Consider the following 18,868-nt stretch of genomic DNA (forward strand, 5'->3'; position numbering starts at 1 on the left):
TCCTTCCCCACGCCCCGCCCCGGCGGCGCCGGTGCTCGGGGAGACTAGGCTCACGTCGGCAACTGTCCGTTACCGCCTCCGAGGGGGAGTTCGTGACCAGCCCCGCCGAGCCCGCGTCTGGTGACGCGGCGCCCGCGTCCCACCCCGCCACCCCGGCTCGCCAACTCACCGATCCGCTACGCGAGCTGATCGCCTTCGTCCTGCTCGGCGCGAACACCGTGCTGCTCTTCGTCGGCGTCATCCAGTTGCTCGCCCCGACCGACTACAGCACCTTCTACAGCCGGGCGGGCAGCAGCTTCTTCTCGTTCGCCGGGCTGGAAGCGACCGTGCTGCCGGTGCTGGCAGTGCTGCTCGCCACGCACGTCGCCCCGGTGGCGCCCCGGGCCAAGCTGATCACCCAGGTGGCGTTGGGCCAGTACGCCTTCGGCGCCCTGCTCGGTGCGCTCACCCTGCTGATCTGGACGGTGGACCGGCTGGCCAAGGCGGAGGTGCTCGACGCGTTCCTCGGCCTGCTCACCCGGATCGCCTGGCTGGCGATCTTCGCGACCGCCGCGTACGTCGTGGTCCGGATCTGGCGTGCCCACTACTTCACCCCGAAGCCCAAGCCGGCCCCGGGCATGTACGGGCAGCCGCAGCCCGGCTGGCCGCAGCAGCAGGGCCAGCCCGGCCCGCAGGGCGGCTGGGCCCCCCAGGCGCAGCAGGGCGGTTGGCCCGCCCCCGGCCAGCAGGCCGGCTACCCGGCCCCGAACCAGCCCGGCGGCCAGTTCGGCCAGCCCGGTCAGCCCGGTCCGGCAGCCGGCCAGTACGGCCAGTCCGGCCAGCAGACCCCGCCGTTCGCGCCGGCCCCGCAGTACTCGGCCCCGCCGTTCACTCCGCCGCAGTCGGCCCCGCCGTTCCCGGCCCCGGCCCCGCAGTCGGCGCCGCCGTACTCGGCCCCGCCGTTCACCCCGCCGCAGTCGGCACCGCCGTTCCCCGCAACGCAGCCCGCGCCGCCGTTCGGCCAGCCGCCGTCGGCCGAACCGACCCAGGCCATCCCGCGTCAGCCCACCGAGCCGGGCACGCCCGGCGGGCAGCAGGACTCCGACAGCGACCGCACCCAGCGCTTCCACCGCGAGGACTGACCGCCGCCGCACTTCGGGCGCATCTGCCGTCACTGCGACAACAGATGCGCCCGAAGGCCCGGGTGGCGTGGGGCTTCGCGTGCCGCCGGGGCCGGTTTCCTCCGCCGCGCAGAGTGGGCGCGGGCGCGGTAGAGACGCGTGCGAACCAGCGCATAGGCTGGGTGGATGGTTGATCGCACCGAGCCCCGCCCCACCGCGGCCAGCATCGAACGCGCGCTGCGTCGGGCCGGGTCCGGGCTCGCGCTGGACGTCGACGAGGCCGCCGCCCTGCTCGCCGCCCGGGGCCCGGCCCTGGACGAACTGCTCCGCGTCGCCGGTGACATCCGCGACGCCGGCCTGCGCGAGGCCGGCCGCCCAGGCGTGGTCACCTTCTCCAAGAAGGTCTTCATCCCGCTGACCCGGCTGTGCCGGGACCGCTGCCACTACTGCACCTTCGCCACCGTCCCGCACCGGCTGCCGGCCGCGTTCCTCGACCGGGACGAGGTGCTGGCCATCGCCCGTGAGGGCGCCGCCCAGGGCTGCAAGGAGGCGCTGTTCACCCTCGGCGACCGGCCGGAGGAGCGCTGGCCGGCGGCCCGGGAGTGGCTGGACGAGCGGGGGTACGACTCCACCCTCGACTACCTGCGCGCCTGCGCGGTGGCGGTGCTGGAGGAGACCGGCCTGCTGCCGCACCTCAATCCGGGCGTGCTCTCCTGGTCGGAGTTGCAGCGACTCAAGCCGGTCGCGCCGAGCATGGGGATGATGCTGGAGACCACGGCCACCCGGCTCTGGTCGGAGCCGGGCGGCCCGCACTTCGGCTCGCCCGACAAGGAGCCGGCCGTCCGGCTGCGGGTGCTCGACGACGCAGGACGGGTCGGCGTGCCGTTCACCACCGGCATCCTGATCGGCATCGGCGAGACCCCGGCGGAGCGGGTGGACGCGATCTTCGCGATCCGCCGCGCCCAGCGCGGGTACGGCCACCTCCAGGAGGTGATCGTGCAGAACTTCCGCGCCAAGCCGGACACGGCGATGCGCGGCATGCCCGACGCCGAGCTGCTTGACCTGGCCGCCACGGTGGCGGTGGCCCGGGTGCTGCTCGGGCCGAAGGCCCGCATCCAGGCCCCGCCGAATCTCATCGCGGGCGAGTACGACCTGCTGCTGCGCGCCGGCATCGACGACTGGGGCGGCGTCTCGCCGGTCACCCCGGACCACGTCAACCCGGAGCGCCCCTGGCCGCAGCTCGACGAGTTGGCCCGGCACACCGCGCAGGCCGGCTTCACGCTGCGCGAGCGGCTGACGATCTACCCCGAGTACGTCCGGGCCGGCGACCCGTGGCTGGACCCGCGCCTGCTGCCGCACGTGTCGGCGCTGGCCGATCCGGCGACCGGGCTCGCGGTCGAGGCGGCCCGCCCGGTGGGCCTTCCCTGGCAGGAGCCGGAGGAGGTCTTCGGCGGCGGCCGGACCGACCTGCACGCCACCATCGACACCACCGGCCGCACCGACGACCGGCGCGGCGACTTCGACAGCGTCTACGGGGACTGGTCGGAGGTCGCCCTCCAGGCCGACGCCAGCCTCGCGGGGGCGGCCCGGCCCCAGCCCGCTCTCGCCGGGGCGGCCCAGTCCGACGCGGGCCCCGGTGCGCCCGGCGTGGCTGCGGGGGCGTCCGCCGGCTCGGGCGACGCCGACCTGCGTACCGGGCTGCGGTTGGCCGCCGACGACCCGGCGGCGCTGCTCGACCCCCGGCACGCCGACGCGGCCCTGGCGCTGTTTGCCGCCGACGGCCCGGCGCTGGACCGACTCTGCCGGCTCGCCGACGACGTGCGCCGTGACGCCGTCGGCGACGACGTCACCTACGTCGTCAACCGCAACATCAACTTCAGCAACGTCTGCTACGTCGGCTGCCGGTTCTGCGCCTTCGCCCAGCGCGAACGTGACGCCGACGCGTACCGGCTCTCCGCCGGCCAGGTCGCCGACCGGGCCGAGGAGGCGTGGGCCGGCGGGGCCACCGAGGTCTGCCTCCAGGGCGGCATCGACCCCAAGCTGCCGGTCACCGGGTACGCGGATTTGATCCGGGCAATCAAGGCCCGGGTGCCGGGGATGCACGTGCACGCGTTCTCCCCGATGGAGATCGTCACGGCGGCGGCGAAGGCCGGTGTGCCGGTGAAGGAGTGGCTGACCGGGCTGCGCGAGGCCGGCCTGGACACCATTCCGGGCACCGCCGCGGAGATCCTCGACGACGAGGTGCGGTGGGTGCTCACCAAGGGCAAGCTGCCGGCCGCCGCCTGGGTCGACGTGGTCAGCACGGCGCACGAGCTGGGAATCCGGTCCAGCTCCACCATGATGTACGGCCACGTCGACCACCCCGGGCAGTGGCTGGCCCACTTCCGGGTGCTGGCCGGCGTGCAGGACCGCACCGGCGGGTTCACCGAGTTCGTGGCGCTGCCGTTCGTGCACACCAACGCCCCGATCTACCTCGCCGGGATCGCCCGTCCCGGGCCGACCTGGCGGGAGAACCGGGTGGTGCACGCGATGTCCCGGCTGCTGCTGCACGGCCGGATCGCCAACATCCAGTGCTCCTGGGTGAAGCTCGGAGACGAGGGCACGGTGGCGATGCTCAACGGGGGCTGCAATGACCTGGGTGGCACCCTGATGGAGGAGACGATCTCCCGGATGGCGGGCTCGGGCAACGGCTCCGCGCGCACCGAGGAGCAGTTGCGGGGCATCGCCGAGGCGGCCGGGCGGCCGGCCCGCAAGCGGACGACCGCGTACGGCCACGCGCGGCCGTAGCGTCGAGCCTCGCGGCGCCGGTGAAGGTGACGCCAGCGACCGGCCGGGCTGGTCAGGGCCTCTCCGCGCGGGAGAGGCCGGGCGGGGCGGTGCCCTCCACAGTGCCGGTCGCCCCCGTCCCGCAGGCGGGCGTCTATACCGCCTGATGGGACGCGGTGGACCCGTCGGTCCGGTGATCGTCTCAGGTGGAGCGGTGGCCGAATGGTCCTGCGCGAACAGGGAACTATCGGCCCTTCGCTGATCCTCCGATCAGGTTCGGCCGCCGCGCCAGGCCCACGATGTGGACGGGGCCTGGTTGGCGGTCTCCGCTCGACGGGCGATCGCGGCCGAGTCGCGTTAACCTGTGCCCCACCAAGATCAGCATTGTGGGTGGGGCACCTCGTCGGGGCTGCCGTCGGCGCGTCCGATGGCGTCGGTTGGTGGACCGCCACGGCAGAAAACTCGGGCAACTCGCCGAGGAGGGCGTTACTCGTCCGGGGTCTGAATCGATAGGGCAGGTTGCGAGGCTGGGCGGCCGGAGCGGTCGCCTGTGGCGTGTCGGGAGGGCGACTCCATTATCAAGTCCGGCTTGACGGCGCACGCATTACACGCGTGTAATTTGAATGGGGTTGTTCGCGCGGAACGCAACAAATCGGAACCGTACGGACAAGCACGCCTTCCGTGTGGGGGGTTGCAGCGGCGACGACGCCGGTGCGCGACAAGGAGGCATCTTTAGATGGACGGCCAGCTTGAGGTGGCCGACCTGCTCGGAAACGCGCCGGAGTGGCAGGAGCAGGCACTCTGCTCCCAGACCGATCCGGAGGCGTTCTTCCCCGAGAAGGGCGGCTCGACCCGCGAGGCGAAGCGAATCTGCTCGCGTTGCGAGGTCAAGACCGAATGCCTGGAATACGCTCTCGGCCACGACGAGCGGTTCGGGATCTGGGGTGGGCTCTCGGAACGGGAGCGGCGCAAGCTCAAGCGGCGGGCCGCCTGAGCGTTGCCGGGCCGAGGCGGTGGGGGCCGCCCGGCTCAGGCAGTCGGCCCGGGGCGATGCGGGCCGCCCGACGAGGCCCACGGCCCGGCGTCGGGTGGGCTCAGGCCAGCTCGTCCGGGTCGACCCCGAGCAGGTTCGCCACCTGCTCGATGATCACATCGTGCACCAGGTCGGCCAGGTCCTCCCGGTCCATGGCACGGAACTCCAGCGGACGGCGGTAGAGCACGATCCGGGGCGGCACCTCCTGCCGGCCGGGGCGGCCGGGTAGCAGCCGGGCGAGCGGCACCTCGCCGTCCTCCAGCACGTCGGAGTCGTACACGTTGAGGTCCGGCGGCACGTCCTCCACCGCGAACTCGACGCCGGCCAGCTCCTTCGCGAACCGTCGTTCCAGGGTCTCCACGGTGTCCAGCACGAGATCGTCGAAGACCTCGGCCTTGGTCCGGGCCAGCGGCACCGTCGCCGGCACCAGCCGCCCACGCAGACCCCGCCCGTGCCGGTCACGGTGGGCGCGCCGGCCGGAACTGGGGCGGCGGTGTTCCGGACTGGTCATGCGCACAGGGTAGCCCGCTGCGCGGCCCGGCCCCCGGCTGTACCGCTCCTGCGGCGCGCCGCCCCGCCCGGGCCACTGTCCTGCTCGTCGGATGTTGCGAATTGTGATCTCGATGACGGGCGTGTCGCAACGCGAACCAGTGCGTCGGACCCGGTAAGGGAGATACCCTCCCGCCGTGAGGTCACCACGGCGCTGCTCCCGAAACGCCTGCCCCCGGCAAGCGGTCGCCACATTGACCTATGTCTACAACGAGTCGACGGCCGTGGTCGGGCCCCTCGCGGCCTTCGCCGAGCCGCACACGTACGACCTCTGTGAGCAGCACGCCCGCAGTCTGACCGCCCCCCGGGGCTGGAACGTGGTCCGCCACGAGGGCGAGTTCGAGCCTCCGCCGCCCAGCGCCGACGACCTCGTCGCCCTCGCCGAGGCGGTCCGCGAGGCGGCCCGGCCCGCGCCGCCCCGCCCTCCGGACGAGCAGCACCACCAGCAGTACCCCCAGCACCCGCAGACCGGCCGTCGTGGCCACCTCCGGGTGATCCCGCCCAACCACTGACCGCGCCGGGGTCAGTGGCCCAGGAAGCGGTTGAACAGGGCCGCCCGGCGGGACGGCCGGCCCGTCCGCAGCTCCGCCCGGTCGGCGGAGAACATCACCTTCAGGCCCGCGTTGACGGCCAGCCAGCGCACCGGCTCCGGCTCCCAGCGCGGCGAGCGGTGCCCCACCCACGGCAGCGAGGTCAGGTCGCTCTCCGCGCCCCGGATCAGGTCGGCGAGGGTACGCCCGGCGAGGTTCGTGGTGCCGACCCCGTCGCCGACGTACCCGCCCGCCCAGGCCAGCCCCGTCGAGGCGGCCAACCCCACGGAGGCCGACCAGTCCCGGGCCACCCCGAGCGGCCCGCCCCAGGTGTGGCTGACCGGCACCTCCGGCCCGAGCACCGGGAACAGCTCGCCCAGCACCCGGCGCAGCGCGACGAAGACCTGCGGCTCCCGGTCGTAGCCGGGGGAGACCCGGGACCCGAAATGGTACGGGGCGCCCCGCCCGCCGAACGCCAGCCGCCCGTCGGCGGTGCGCTGGCCGTAGATGATGACGTGCCGGTGGTCGGAGAACGTCTCCCGCTGGGCCAGACCGATCCGCGCCCAGGTCTGCTCGGGCAGCGGCTCGGTGGCCACCATCAGCGAGTAGACCGGCGCCACCACCCGCCGCTGCCCCGGCAGCCCCGGCGTGTAGCCCTCCGTCGCCCGCACCACCACCGGCGCCCGGACCGTCCCGACCGGGGTCACCGCCGCCCCGGCCCGGATCGCGGTCACCGGCGTCCGCTCGTGGATCCTCACCCCGAGGCGTTCGACCGCCCGGGCCAGCCCGCGGACCAGCCGGGCCGGGTGCACCACCGCGCAGTGCGGGGTGTACGTCCCGCCGCGTACCCCCTCGGCGGCGCACCTGGCGGCGGCCTCGGCGGCGTCGAGCAGCACCAGGTCGTCGGGGCCCAGGCCGTGCGCGCGGGCCTCGGCCACCTCGGCCCGGGCCCGGCCGAGCTGGGCCTCGCTGCGGGCCAGCACCACCGTCCCGCTGAGCTGCCAGTCGCAGTCGATCCCCTCGGCGGCGACCACCCGACCCACCTCGCGGACGGTCTCCTGCATGGCCCGCTGCATCCGCAGCGCCGCGTCCCGGCCATGCCGGCGGGCCAGCGCCGGCAGCGAGGTGGGGAACAGTGCCGAGCACCAGCCCCCGTTGCGCCCCGACGCGCCGAACCCGGCGACCTCCCGTTCCAGCACCGTGATCCGCAGCGTCGGGTCGGCGACCGCGAGGTAGTACGCCGTCCACAGCCCGGTGTACCCGGCCCCGACGATCACCACATCCGCGTCGGCGTCCCCGCCCAGCGGCGGGCGGGGCGTCAGCGGCTCGTCCACGGTGGACAGCCAGTACGACAGCTCCTGATAACGCATGACGGCCGACCGCTACAGCCGTGCCCACGCCTCGGTGAGCACCGCGCGCAGGATCTGCTCCATCTCGTCGAACTGCTGCTGCTCGGCGATCAGCGGCGGGGCGAGCTGCACCACGGGGTCACCCCGGTCGTCGGCCCGGCAGTAGAGCCCGGCCTGGAACAGCGCGGTGGACAGGAACCCGCGCAGCAGCCGCTCCGACTCGGCCTCGTCGAACGTCTCCCGGGTCGCCTTGTCCTTGACCAGCTCGATGCCGTAGAAGTACCCGTCCCCCCGCACGTCGCCGACGATCGGCAGGTCGTACAGCTTCTCCAGGGTGGCCCGGAAGGCGTCCTCGTTGGCCCGGACGTGCCCGATCAGGTCCTCCCGGGCGAACACCTCCAGGTTGGCCAGGGCCACCGCGCAGGAGACCGGGTGGCCGCCGAAGGTCACCCCGTGGGCGAACATGCCGGTCTCGGTGAGGAACGGCTCCATCAACCGGTCGCTGGCGATCATCGCGCCGAGCGGGGCGTACCCGGAGGTGATGGCCTTGGCGGTGGTGATGATGTCCGGCTGGAAGCCGTAGCGGACGGCGCCGAAGTATTCGCCGAGCCGGCCCCACGAGCAGATCACCTCGTCGGAGACGAGCAGCACGTCGTACTCGTCGCAGATCTGACGGACCCGCTCGAAGTACCCGGGCGGCGGTGGGAAGCAGCCGCCGGAGTTCTGCACCGGCTCCAGGAAGACCGCCGCGACCGTGTCCGGCCCCTCCCGCTCGATCGCCCGGCGGATCTCCTCGGCGGCCCAACGGCCGAACGCCTCCGGCGAGTCGCCGTGCTCCGGCGCCCGGTAGAAGTTCGTGTTCGGCACCTTGATCCCACCGGGCACCAGCGGCTCGAAGTCGCTCTTGATGCCGGGCAGCCCGGTGATCGACAGCGCACCCATCGACGTGCCGTGGTACGCGATGTACCGGCTGACCACCTTGTGCTTGTTCGGCTTGCCGGTGCGCTTGAAGTACGCCCGGGCCAGCTTCCACGCCGCCTCGACGGCCTCGGAGCCGCCGGTGGTGAAGAAGACCCGGTTCAGGTCGCCGGGGGTCAGCGAGGCGATCTTCTCGGCCAGCTCGATGGCCTTCGGGTGGGCGTACGACCAGAGCGGGAAGTAGGCCAGCTCGCCGGCCTGCTTGGCGGCGGCCTCGGCCAGCTCGGTGCGCCCGTGCCCGGCGTTGACGACGAAGAGCCCGGCGAGCCCGTCCAGGTAGCGGCGGCCCTGCGAGTCCCACACGTACGCGCCCTCGCCGCGCACGATCGTCGGCACCTCGCCGGCCGAGTAGCTGGCCATCCGGGTGAAGTGCATCCAGAGGTGGTCGGTGGCGTTGGCCATGTCAGCCCCATCGGGTCTCGGGCCGGTCAGGGGTGACACCGGCCGCTCTGCCCACGGTTATCCCACAGTCATCACCGGAAAAGCAAGTGAGATCAGTGGCACCAACCGCCAATAGCAACGGAATCAGCGAGTGGTTACGCCATGTGCAACGGAATCCGCATAATGCACAAGCGCTCGGATCCCCCCGCCCCGCCTCGCCCCGCCCCGCCCCGCCCCGCCCCGCCCCGCCACCCGCCCGCTGTCGCCCTGGGCCCTTGCTCTCCCGCCGTCGGCTCCACCGGTTCCGTCGGCTCCACCGGTTCCGTCGGCTCCACCGGTCTCGTCGGGGTTTACCGGGATCGCGGGGCTCTTCGGGAGCCGCGTTTCCGCGACGCGACGCTGCGGCACCGACCTGCACGCCCTCTCCGGCGTACCCCGCCGCGGGCCTGCCTCGAATGGGGGGTCCTTGCGAGCCGGGAGGCGAACGCGGTCGTCGGGGCCGCGCGAAGCTGCCTCGTCGGCGCTGCTGCTTCTGGTTGGCGTATCGCTCTTGGACGGCACTCCGGCGGGCGGGCACCTGGCACGGCGCACGGGGTCGTTGGTGCCCCCTATGGAGCTGCCCCGTTTGTGCTACCGCTGCTGTGTGGGCCGCCATGGCGGCAGACGTGGTCAATGGCCCTGTCGAGCTGCCCCGTTGGCGCTACCGGTCTCTGCGCAATGGCATATGCCCGGTGCCCGGTGCCCGGTGCCCGGTGCCCGGTGCCTGGTGCCTGACGCCCGGTGCCCGGTGCCCGGTGCCTGACGCCCGGTGCCCTGGTGCCTGGCTATCCGGTGGCCGGTGGCCGGTGGCCGGTGCAGCGTGGCTGACTAAAGCGGCCCACCAGGCCGAGGAGTTTGATGCGGGATCGGGGGAGGGCTTCCCGTGCTGCACCGCTGGTAGCACAGACGGGGCAGCTCCAAAGGGGCCCGTGGGGGACTCCCCATGCTCGTCGAATGGGCCTTCGTCTACCCGTCGCTGTCGCTCTACGACGAACGGGTGGAACGTGGGAGGGCCGAGCTGGCCTGGCTGACTGGCTCAGCTCAGCTCAGCTCAGCTCAGCTCAGCTCAGCTCAGCTCAGCTCAGCTCGGCTCAGCTCGGCTGGGCTCGGCTGGCTGGCTGGCTGGGCATAGCCAGGGCCTTTGACGGGCAGTTCAGGTCGTGAGCGATCCGGTCGACGTTGCTAGCCTGGGGCGCAGGTGGGAGAGCGTCACCGGCGAGGCGCTGCCCCGCCGCCGGTCGATCGAAATGATCAGGGAGGTGGCTACGACGTGGAGTTGACCCACGCACCGACGGCTGCCCGTTGGCGCACTGCGACCCGCAGCAGCAACAACGGCGGGGACTGCGTCGAGGTGGCCGACAACCTGGCCGGGCGGGTGCTGGTGCGCGACAGCAAGGACCGCGACGGCGGGACCCTCAGCTTCGCCCCGGCTGCCTGGCGGGCCTTTGTGGACCTCACCCGCCGGCCGCCGACCGCCTGACCAGCAGCCACCGCCTGACCAATGCGGTTGCCGGCCGCCGACGCCTGGCCGACCGCCTGACCGGTGCAGCCACCGCCTGACCAATGCGGTTGCCGGCCGCCGACGCCTGGCCGACCGCCTGACCGGTGCAGCCGCCGCCTGGCCGGCGGCCGACCGGGCGGTCGGGGCGGCCGGGCGTCGACGATCCACGGCGCAGGCCCAGGCCGAGAACGGCGAGGGCCAGGCTCAGGCCGTACCCCAGCTGTAGGTCTGCTTGCGGAGCTTGAGGTAGACGAAGGCCTCGGTGGCGAGCACGCCCTCGACGGCGCGCAGCCGTTGCAGGATCTCCAGCAGGTGGGCGTCGTTGCGGCAGACCACCTCGGCGAGCAGGTCGAACGAGCCGGCGGTGATCACCACGTAGTCGACCTCCTCGAACTCGGCGAGCCGGTCGGCCACCGCCTCCAGGTCGCCGTCGGTGCGCAGGCCGATCATGGCCTGGCGGGGGAAGCCGAGCTGGAGCGGGTCGGTTACCGCGACGATCTGCATCACCCCGGCGTCGAGCAGCCGCTGCACCCGCTGGCGCACCGCCGCCTCGGACAGGCCGACGGCCTTGCCGATCGTCGCGTACGGCCGGCGGCCGTCCTCCTGGAGCTGCTCGATGATCTGCTTGGCGACGTCGTCCAACAGAGCGTGACTGGCACCCCCGCGGACGGCGACGCGTCGCCCGCCGTTGCCGCTCTCCTGCTGCCGGATGGTCATCGTCCGCTCCCTATGTCCGCTTCTTCCACGGAATCGTAGTGCCCCGGCGCAGTCTGGCGTAATTCGTGGTGCATTGCTATCGCGGCAACGGAATCCCTTGTGAGGTAGGTCGGCTCATGTCAGGATCAGTCGTCCATCGCCTGAAGACCCTCCCGCCGTCGGGCCATCCCCCGTCCCGCCCGCCGGCGATGACCCCCCTAGGAGTCGTCACATGCGAACTCCCCTCCGGCCCCTCACCCGGCGTGGTCTGCTCACCGGCACGCTCGGATCGGCCACGATGCTCGTCACGGCGGGCGCGCTCGCCGGCTGCGGCACCAAGGGCGCCCAGCAGACCGAGGCCGGCTGCGTCAGCGAAGACCTCTCCGGCACGGAGAAGAAGCTGGCGTTCTCGAACTGGCCGCAGTACATGGACGTCGACGACAAGAACGAGTCGAAGCGGCCCAGCCTGGACGCGTTCGTCGCCTCCAGTGGCGTCCAGGTGACCTACACCGAGGACATCAACGACAACAACGAGTTCTTCGGCAAGGTGCAGAACCAGCTCGCCGCCTGTCAGGGCACCGGGCGGGACGTCATCGTGCTGACCGACTGGATGGCCGCCCGGATGATCCGGCTCGGTTGGATCCAGAAGCTCGACCCGGCCAAGCTTCCCAACGTGACGGCCAACCTGCTGCCGTCGCTGCTCAACCGCTCCTTCGACCCGGAGAACCGGATCTCGATCCCGTGGCAGTCCGGCCTCGCCGGCCTCGCCTACCACGGCGGCGTCACCAAGGAGATCCGTACGGTCGACGAGCTGCTGACCCGCCCCGACCTCAAGGGCAAGGTCACCGCGTTGTCCGAGATGCGCGACACGATGGGCCTGCTGCTCCAGTCGAACGGCCACGACGCGGCGAACTTCACCACCGCCCAGTTCGACGACGCGCTGAACAAGCTCAAGAAGGCCGTCGACTCCGGGCAGATCCGCAAGTTCACCGGCAACGACTACGCCCCCGACCTGGCCAAGGGCGACATCGCCGCGTGCGTCGGCTGGTCCGGCGACGTCATCCAGCTCTCCTCCGAGAACAAGAAGATCAAGTTTGTGGCGCCGGACTCCGGCGTGATGCTGTTCAGCGACAACATGATGGTGCCGAACAAGGCCACCCACAGGGCGAACGCCGAAGAGCTGATCAACTACTACTACCAGCCGGCGGTCGCCGCGAAGCTGGCCGCGTACGTCAACTACATCTGCCCGGTCAAGGGCGCGCAGGCCGAGATGGAGAAGATCGACCCGGAGTTGGCCGCCAACCCGCTGGTCTTCCCGGACGATGCCCTGCTGTCCAGGTCCAAGGTGTTCATGGCCCTCGACGAGAAGCAGGAAAAGGAGTACGAGGGCAAGTTCCAGCAGGTAATCGGGGCGTGACGGGGATGAGCGCGAAGACGACGGGACGCGACGCGCCGGCCGGCGACCTGCGGCTGGTCAACCTGACCAAGAGGTTCGGCATCTTCACCGCGGTCGACGACCTCGGCCTCACCATCCCGCAGGGCTCGTTCTTCGCCCTGCTCGGGGCGTCCGGCTGCGGCAAGACCACCACCCTGCGCATGATCGCCGGCCTGGAGCAGCCGACGAGCGGGCAGGTGCTGCTCGGTGACCGGGACATCGCCCGGCTGCGCCCGTACAAGCGGCCGGTCAACACCGTGTTCCAGAGCTACGCGCTCTTCCCGCACCTCAACATCTTCGAGAACGTGGCGTTCGGGCTGCGGCGGCGCGGCATCCGCTCCGTCGACGACGAGGTCATGCGGATGCTCGCGCTGGTGCAGCTCGACGACTTCGGCCACCGCCGCCCGGCCCAGCTCTCCGGCGGGCAGCAGCAGCGGGTCGCGCTGGCCCGCGCGCTGATCAACCAACCGCAGGTGCTGCTGCTCGACGAGCCGCTCGGCGCGCTCGACCTGAAGCTGCGCCGGCAGATGCAGATCGAGCTGAAGCGCATCCAGACCGAGGTAGGGATCACCTTCGTGCACGTCACCCACGACCAGGAGGAGGCCATGACCATGGCCGACACCGTCGCGGTGATGAACGCGGGGCGGATCGAGCAGCTCGGCGCCCCGGCCGACATCTACGAGTACCCGGGCACCGCGTTCGTGGCGAACTTCCTCGGCCAGTCCAACCTGCTCGCCGCCGAGGCCGCCGGGCCCGCCGGGTCCGAGGTGCCGGTCACCGCCCACGGTGCCAACTTCTCCGTGCCCGCCGACCGCGCCCGCGCCGACCGGGGCACGGTCTACCTGGGGGTACGCCCCGAGAAGCTGCACCTGGCCGACTCCGCCGACCGGGTTCCCGCCGGCCACCAGCACGTCACCGGCGTGGTCACCGACGCCTCGTACGTCGGGGTCAGCACCCAGTACCTGGTGCGCACCGGCTGGGGCGGCGAGCTGTCCGCGTTCGCGGCGAACAGCGGGCTCGGCGGCCGGCTGCCGGTCGGCGCGTCCGTGGTGGCGCACTGGGACCCCCGACACGCGTTCCTGCTGCCCCGGAAGCCGGGGCAGGACGACGACCGCACCGCCGGCCTGCTCGACGAGCCGGTGGGTGCGTCCTCGTGACGGCGCTGGCCCACGTACCCACGTCGACGGGGCAACCGCCGGGGCCCCCGCCGCCACCCCGGCGCGGGCGGCACCGGCTGCTGCCGTACCTGCTGCTCCTGCCCGGCGCGGCCTGGCTGCTGTTGTTCTTCGCCGTGCCGCTGTTCCAGCTCGCCGCCGCGAGCCTGTACGACCCGAGCGGCTCGCTCGCCACCGGGTACGCGCTGACTTGGGCATTCGGCAACTACCCGGACGTGTTGCAGGCGTACTGGCCGCAGTTCGCCCGCTCCTTCGGGTACGCCGGGATCGCCCTGGTGCTGGCCCTGCTGATGGGCTATCCGCTGGCGTACGCGATCGCGCAGAAGGCCGGCCGGTGGAAGAACCTGCTGCTGGTCTGCGTGGTCGCCCCGATGTTCACCAGCTTTCTGGTACGCACCCTGGCCTGGAAGACGATCCTGTCCGACAACGGCGCTCTGGTCGGGCTGCTGCGCGACGTGCACCTGCTCGGCCCCGACGGCCGGCTGCTGGCCACACCGATCGCGGTGATCCTCGGGCTGACGTACAACTTCCTGCCCTTCCTGGTGCTGCCGCTGTACGCGAGCCTGGAGCGGCTCGACCACCGGCTGCTGGAGGCGGCCGGCGACCTGTACGCGAGCCCGGTGCAGACGTTCCGCCGGGTCACCCTGCCGCTGTCGATGCCCGGCCTGATCGCCGGCACGCTGCTGTTCTTCATCCCGGCGACCGGCGACTACATCAACGCGGAGCTGCTCGGCACCCCCAACGAATACATGATCGGCAACGTCATCGACTCGGCGTTCCTGGTCCGGCTGGACTACCCGCAGGGCGCGGCGCTGTCGTTCCTGCTGATGGCGGCGATCCTCGCGGTGGTCTTCGGCTACCTGCGCCGGGCCGGAACGGAGGAGGTGCTGTGAGGTTCTCCCGCTGGCTGGCCGACCGCTGGGTGATGGGCGTGGCCCTGCTGGTGCTCGGCTACCTGTCCCTGCCGATCGCCGTGGTCGCCGCACTGTCGTTCAACCGCCCGTCCAGCCGCCTGTCGTACGACTTCAACGAGTTCACGCTCGACAACTGGCGGCAGCCCTGCGCCACCTCCGACATGTGCGACTCGGTGCTGCGCAGCGTGCAGATCGGCTTCATCTCCACCGTCGTCGCCACCGTGCTCGGCACGCTGATGGCGTTCGCGCTGGTCCGGCACCGGTTCACCGGCCGGTCCGGGATCAACCTGCTGATCTTCCTGCCGATGGCCACGCCCGAGCTGGTGATGGGCACCTCGCTGCTGGCCCTGTTCGTCTCCGCGGGCGTGCCGCAGGGCTTCTGGACCGTCGTCATCGCGCACGTCATGTTCTGCGTGTCGTTCGTGGTGGTGACCGTCAAGGCGCGGCTCGCCGGGATGGACCGGCGGCTGGAGGAGGCCGCGGCGGACCTGTACGCCGGCCCGTGGCAGACGTTCCGCCTGGTCACCCTGCCGCTGGTGCTCCCCGGCATCGTGGCCGCCGCGCTCCTGGCGTTCTCGCTCAGCTTCGACGACTTCATCATCACGAACTTCAACGCCGGCACCACCGTCACGTTCCCGATGTATGTCTGGGGTGCCGCCCAGCGGGGCATTCCGCCGCAGGTCAACGTCATCGGCACGGCGATGTTCGTGATCGCGCTGCTGCTCGTCGGGCTCACCTCGCTGCGCGGGCGGCGGTCCCGCCGCGCCGCCCTCCCGGTCGCCCCGACAGCAGGCCGCCCGGTCACCTCGGCAACCGGCCGCCGGGCGAAGAGCCCGTCATGATCCTCCCGCATACCGGCCGGGCGCTCGCCGACGCGGCGCCCGTTCCGTACTGGCTCGACCGGCCGGAACGCCCCGACCCGCTGCCGCCGCTGGCCGGCGCGCACGCCGCCGACCTGTTGGTGATCGGCGGCGGGTACAGCGGGCTGTGGGCGGCCCTGCTGGCCAAGCAGGCCGACCCCGACCGGGACGTGCTGCTCGTCGAGGCCGGCACCTGCGGCTGGGCGGCGTCCGGGCGCAACGGCGGGTTCTGCGCGGCCTCGCTCACCCACGGGCTGGCCAACGGGGCGGGCCGGTTCCCCGGCGAGATCGCCGAGCTGGAACGCCTCGGCCGGGAGAACCTGGCCGACATCGCCGCCACCGTCGACGCGTACGGCATCGACTGCGACTTCGAGCGCACCGGCGAACTGGCGGTGGCCGTCGAGCCGTACCAGCTCGCCGGGCTCGCCGAGGACGCGGAGCTGGGCCGCCGGTACGGCCACGACGTGCGGCTGCTCGACCGCGACGAGGTGCGCGCCGAGGTCGACTCGCCGACGTACCTCGGCGGGATGTGGGACCGCGACCGGGTGGCGATGCTCGACCCGGCGAAGCTGGCGTGGGGGCTGCGCCGCGCCTGCCTCGACCTCGGCGTGCGCATCCACGAGCACACCCGGGTCACCGGCCTGCGCGGCGACGGCCCCGCCCTGCGCGCCGCCACCCTCGGCGGGGCCGGGCGGGCCCCCGGCGTCGTTCGCGCCCGGCGGGTCGTCCTCGCCACCAACGCGTTCCCGCCGCTGCTGCGCCGGCTGCGCGCCTGGCTCGTCCCCGTCTACGACTACGCCCTGATGACCGAGCCGCTGACCCCGGCCCAGCGGGACGCGATCGGCTGGCGCAACCGGCAGGGGCTCGCCGACACCGGCAACCAGTTCCACTACTACCGGATCACCGCCGACGGGCGGATCCTGTTCGGCGGCTACGACGCGGTCTACCACCACGGCAACCGGGTCGCCCCCGAGCTGGAGCAGCGGCCGGCCACCTTCACCGCCCTCGCCGAGCACTTCTTCACCACGTTCCCGCAGCTCGCCGACGTGCGCTTCAGTCACCGCTGGGGCGGCGTCATCGACACCTGCACCCGGTTCTGCCCGTTCTTCGGCACCGCGTACGACGGCCGGCTGGCGTACGCGGCCGGCTACACCGGCCTCGGCGTCGGGGCCACCCGGTTCGGCGCGCGGGTGATGCTCGACCTGCTGGCCGGCGGGGACACCCCGCTGACCCGGCTCGACATGGCCCGGGGCAAGCCGGTGCCGTTCCCGCCGGAGCCCGTCCGGGCCGCCGGAATCCACCTCACCCGCTGGTCGCTGGCCCGCGCCGACGCGCGCGACGGCCGGCGCAACCTCTGGCTCCGTACACTCGATCGTCTTGGTTTGGGGTTCGATACCTGATGCGCATCCTGCTCGTCGGCGCCGGCGGTGTCGGTTCCGCCGCCGTCGCCATCGCCGCCCGCCGAACCTTTTTCGACACCATGGTCGTCGCCGACGCCGACCCGGCCCGCGCCGCCCGCGCGGTCGACGGCCACGGGGACCGCTTCGTGGCCGCGACCGTCGACGCCTCCCGCGCCGACGCGGTCGCCGCGCTGTGCCGCGAGCACCGGATCACCCACGTGCTCAACGCCGTCGACCCGCGCTTCGTCATGCCGATCTTCGACGGCGCGTACGCGGCCGGCGCCGACTACCTCGACATGGCGATGTCCCTGTCCCACCCGCACCCGAAGCGCCCGCACGCCGAGACCGGCGTGAAGCTCGGCGACGACCAGTTCGCCGCCGCCGACCGGTGGGCCGGGGCGGGCCGGCTCGCGCTGTGCGGCATCGGCGTCGAACCGGGCCTGTCCGACATCTTCGCCCGGTACGCCGCCGACGAGCTGTTCGGCGAGATCGACGAGATCGGCGTACGCGACGGCGCGAACCTGACCGTCGACGGCTACGCCTTCGCCCCGTCCTTCTCCATTTGGACGACGATCGAGGAGTGCCTGAACCCGCCGGTGATCTGGGAGAAGGACCGGGGCTGGTTCACCACCGAGCCGTTCAGCGAGCCCGAGGTGTTCCACTTCCCCGAGGGGATCGGCCCGGTGGAGTGCGTCAACGTCGAGCACGAGGAGGTGCTGCTCATCCCGCGCTGGGTCGACGCGCGGCGGGTCACCTTCAAGTACGGCCTCGGCGAGGAGTTCATCGAGGTCCTGCGTACCCTGCACAAGCTCGGCCTGGACTCCACCGAACCGGTCACCGTGCGCGGCGTGCCGATGTCCCCGCGCGACGTGGTGGCCGCCTGCCTGCCCGACCCGGCCACCCTCGGGGCGAAGATGCGCGGCAAGACCTGCGCCGGCACCTGGGTGCGGGGTCTGTCGAAGTCGGGTGAGCCCCGCGAGGTCTACCTCTACCACGTCGTCGACAACGAGTGGTCCATGCGCGAGTACGGCCACCAGGCCGTGGTCTGGCAGACCGCCGTCAACCCGGTCGTCGCCCTGGAACTGCTCGCCACCGGCGCGTGGTCCGGCACCGGCGTGCTCGGCCCGGAGGCGCTGCCCCCGCTGCCGTTCCTCGACCTGCTCACCGGCTACGGCTCGCCATGGGGGATGGAGGAACGTTGACCAGCCATCGCCAGGTTTAGCTTGGGCTATAGTTCTGGCGTGGCGGGATGTCGCAGTGCGGGTGTTGTTCGTCTTCGATCCGTGGTCCCAGGCCGTGCTGCTTGTCGCGGGGAACAAAGCGCACAACCGGACCCGGTGGTACCGGGACAACATTCCGCTGGCCGAGACGGCCTACAAGGCATGGCTGCACCACGAGAGTCAGCGAAGGGGGGAGCCGTGACCGAGTTCCACGACTGGGAGGACATCCGCGACGAGCTTCGGGACGACGAAGCCGCGTACGAGCAGGAGCGTGCCCGAACCGAGGCATGGGTGAGCGCCTTCCACCTGGCCGAGGAGCGCAAGCGGCTCGGGCTCACTCAGCGCCAGGTGGCCGAGCTGATGGGAGTCACCCCGGGTCGGGTGAGCCAGATCGAGAACGGTGACCTCGACGTCAACGAGGTCGCCACGCTGAGCCGCTACGCCGCCGCCCTGGGCGCCCGGCTCCGGATCATCTTCGACTACGGCAACGACCTGCGCCAGATCGCCTGACAAGCGGTGCCACCCGCTGCCCCGAGCACATTTCTCGCTTGAGGCAGCGGGTGGTCGTCGGTTACGGCTGGTCGAGTGATTCGTCGTTCCCGCGCCGGCCGGTCAGGGTGGGAGTGGGGGTGAGGTGGGAGCGGATCAGGAAGCGGAGGCCGTCGGGGGCCTCCAGGCTGAAGCCGCTGCCCCGGCCCGGGACCACGTCGACCGTGAGCCTGGTGTGCTTCCAGAGCTGCCACTGGGATTTCGAGATCCAGAACTCGACGGGCTCGGGGACGCCGTCGACCGCCAGCGACGCCAGCAGCACGTCCGACGCGCCGGTGCGGAACTCGCCCGCCGGAAAGCACATCGGGGCGCTGCCGTCGCAGCAGCCGCCGGACTGGTGGAACATCAGCGGCCCGTGCCGCCCCCGCAGCGACCGGATCAGTTCGGCCGCCG

19 protein-coding genes are annotated in these 18,868 nt (G+C 72.2%); 14 read left to right on the forward strand and 5 right to left on the reverse strand.

From position 1 onward, the window contains the following. The first annotated feature begins 92 nt into the window (after positions 1 to 92). The 3 genes from GVV04_RS10975 to GVV04_RS10985 all read left to right on the forward strand — a co-directional run bounded on the left by GVV04_RS10975 (position 93) and on the right by GVV04_RS10985 (position 4,860). A complete protein-coding gene (locus GVV04_RS10975; RefSeq protein WP_161687233.1) occupies positions 93 to 1,121 on the forward strand; it encodes a hypothetical protein in 1,029 nt (342 codons plus the stop codon). 165 nt (positions 1,122 to 1,286) lie between these two features. Beyond that, positions 1,287 to 3,887, forward strand: coding sequence for a bifunctional FO biosynthesis protein CofGH (locus GVV04_RS10980; protein WP_161687235.1), 2,601 nt, complete (start codon positions 1,287 to 1,289; stop codon positions 3,885 to 3,887). A gap of 715 nt (positions 3,888 to 4,602) precedes the next feature. Continuing rightward, positions 4,603 to 4,860: a WhiB family transcriptional regulator gene (locus tag GVV04_RS10985; protein ID WP_007074725.1), complete on the forward strand. Its 258-nt coding sequence runs from the start codon at positions 4,603 to 4,605 to the stop codon at positions 4,858 to 4,860. A gap of 100 nt (positions 4,861 to 4,960) precedes the next feature. On the opposite strand, the gene GVV04_RS10990 is transcribed toward GVV04_RS10985, so the two are convergent. Continuing rightward, positions 4,961 to 5,410, reverse strand: coding sequence for a metallopeptidase family protein (locus GVV04_RS10990; protein ID WP_161687237.1), 450 nt, complete (start codon positions 5,408 to 5,410; stop codon positions 4,961 to 4,963). A gap of 175 nt (positions 5,411 to 5,585) precedes the next feature. Here GVV04_RS10990 and GVV04_RS10995 point away from each other — a divergent pair, with 175 nt between their 5' ends. Beyond that, entirely contained in the window at positions 5,586 to 5,960 is a 375-nt protein-coding gene (locus tag GVV04_RS10995; protein WP_161687239.1) for a DUF3499 domain-containing protein, read from the forward strand. Between the two features lie 11 nt (positions 5,961 to 5,971). Here the strand turns inward: GVV04_RS10995 and GVV04_RS11000 are convergent, their stop codons facing one another. Further along, positions 5,972 to 7,348 (reverse strand): NAD(P)/FAD-dependent oxidoreductase, encoded by a 1,377-nt coding sequence (locus tag GVV04_RS11000; protein WP_161687241.1) that lies wholly within the window; start codon positions 7,346 to 7,348, stop codon positions 5,972 to 5,974. Positions 7,349 to 7,360: 12 nt separating this feature from the next. Then, entirely contained in the window at positions 7,361 to 8,707 is a 1,347-nt protein-coding gene (locus tag GVV04_RS11005) for an aspartate aminotransferase family protein (RefSeq protein WP_161687243.1), read from the reverse strand. A 961-nt stretch (positions 8,708 to 9,668) separates the two neighbouring features. Here GVV04_RS11005 and GVV04_RS11010 point away from each other — a divergent pair. Together GVV04_RS11010 and GVV04_RS11015 are read left to right on the forward strand one after the other, a co-directional pair. After that, on the forward strand, positions 9,669 to 9,857 hold the full coding sequence (locus GVV04_RS11010) for a hypothetical protein (RefSeq protein WP_161687245.1): 189 nt from the start codon (positions 9,669 to 9,671) through the stop codon (positions 9,855 to 9,857). Between the two features lie 138 nt (positions 9,858 to 9,995). Beyond that, the gene (locus GVV04_RS11015) at positions 9,996 to 10,205 is read left to right on the forward strand and encodes a DUF397 domain-containing protein (protein WP_328822307.1); all 210 of its coding nucleotides are present in this window, start codon (positions 9,996 to 9,998) and stop codon (positions 10,203 to 10,205) included. Between the two features lie 225 nt (positions 10,206 to 10,430). On the opposite strand, the gene GVV04_RS11020 is transcribed toward GVV04_RS11015, so the two are convergent. Further along, on the reverse strand, positions 10,431 to 10,943 hold the full coding sequence (locus tag GVV04_RS11020) for an Lrp/AsnC family transcriptional regulator (protein ID WP_161687247.1): 513 nt from the start codon (positions 10,941 to 10,943) through the stop codon (positions 10,431 to 10,433). Positions 10,944 to 11,154: 211 nt separating this feature from the next. Here GVV04_RS11020 and GVV04_RS11025 point away from each other — a divergent pair, with 211 nt between their 5' ends. The 8 genes from GVV04_RS11025 to GVV04_RS11060 are packed head-to-tail and all read left to right on the forward strand — an operon-like array spanning position 11,155 to position 18,436. Continuing rightward, a complete protein-coding gene (locus GVV04_RS11025; protein WP_161687249.1) occupies positions 11,155 to 12,339 on the forward strand; it encodes a polyamine ABC transporter substrate-binding protein in 1,185 nt (394 codons plus the stop codon). Between the two features lie 5 nt (positions 12,340 to 12,344). Then, the gene (locus tag GVV04_RS11030; protein ID WP_161687251.1) at positions 12,345 to 13,514 is read left to right on the forward strand and encodes an ABC transporter ATP-binding protein; all 1,170 of its coding nucleotides are present in this window, start codon (positions 12,345 to 12,347) and stop codon (positions 13,512 to 13,514) included. Then, on the forward strand, positions 13,511 to 14,425 hold the full coding sequence (locus tag GVV04_RS11035) for an ABC transporter permease (RefSeq protein ID WP_161687253.1): 915 nt from the start codon (positions 13,511 to 13,513) through the stop codon (positions 14,423 to 14,425). Before GVV04_RS11030 ends, GVV04_RS11035 begins: the two co-directional genes overlap by 4 nt. Next, positions 14,422 to 15,288, forward strand: a complete 867-nt coding sequence (locus tag GVV04_RS11040; protein WP_328822308.1) for an ABC transporter permease — start codon at positions 14,422 to 14,424, stop codon at positions 15,286 to 15,288. The genes GVV04_RS11035 and GVV04_RS11040 overlap by 4 nt, the downstream gene beginning before the upstream one ends. Next, positions 15,285 to 16,706: an NAD(P)/FAD-dependent oxidoreductase gene (locus tag GVV04_RS11045; protein ID WP_161687254.1), complete on the forward strand. Its 1,422-nt coding sequence runs from the start codon at positions 15,285 to 15,287 to the stop codon at positions 16,704 to 16,706. Before GVV04_RS11040 ends, GVV04_RS11045 begins: the two co-directional genes overlap by 4 nt. Beyond that, positions 16,706 to 17,908 (forward strand): saccharopine dehydrogenase family protein, encoded by a 1,203-nt coding sequence (locus GVV04_RS11050; protein ID WP_161687256.1) that lies wholly within the window; start codon positions 16,706 to 16,708, stop codon positions 17,906 to 17,908. The genes GVV04_RS11045 and GVV04_RS11050 overlap by 1 nt, the downstream gene beginning before the upstream one ends. A gap of 34 nt (positions 17,909 to 17,942) precedes the next feature. Then, on the forward strand, positions 17,943 to 18,128 hold the full coding sequence (locus GVV04_RS11055; RefSeq protein ID WP_201753392.1) for a type II toxin-antitoxin system RelE/ParE family toxin: 186 nt from the start codon (positions 17,943 to 17,945) through the stop codon (positions 18,126 to 18,128). Continuing rightward, positions 18,125 to 18,436, forward strand: coding sequence for a helix-turn-helix domain-containing protein (locus tag GVV04_RS11060; protein ID WP_161687258.1), 312 nt, complete (start codon positions 18,125 to 18,127; stop codon positions 18,434 to 18,436). Before GVV04_RS11055 ends, GVV04_RS11060 begins: the two co-directional genes overlap by 4 nt. 61 nt (positions 18,437 to 18,497) lie before the next feature. Here the strand turns inward: GVV04_RS11060 and GVV04_RS11065 are convergent, their stop codons facing one another. Continuing rightward, positions 18,498 to 18,857 carry a DUF779 domain-containing protein gene (locus GVV04_RS11065; RefSeq protein WP_235966077.1) on the reverse strand — a complete coding sequence of 120 codons (360 nt, stop codon included), beginning with the start codon at positions 18,855 to 18,857 and terminating at the stop codon, positions 18,498 to 18,500. Positions 18,858 to 18,868: the final 11 nt, after the last annotated feature.

The organism is Micromonospora rubida (assembly GCF_009908295.1).
GTDB lineage: Bacteria > Actinomycetota > Actinomycetes > Mycobacteriales > Micromonosporaceae > Micromonospora > Micromonospora rubida.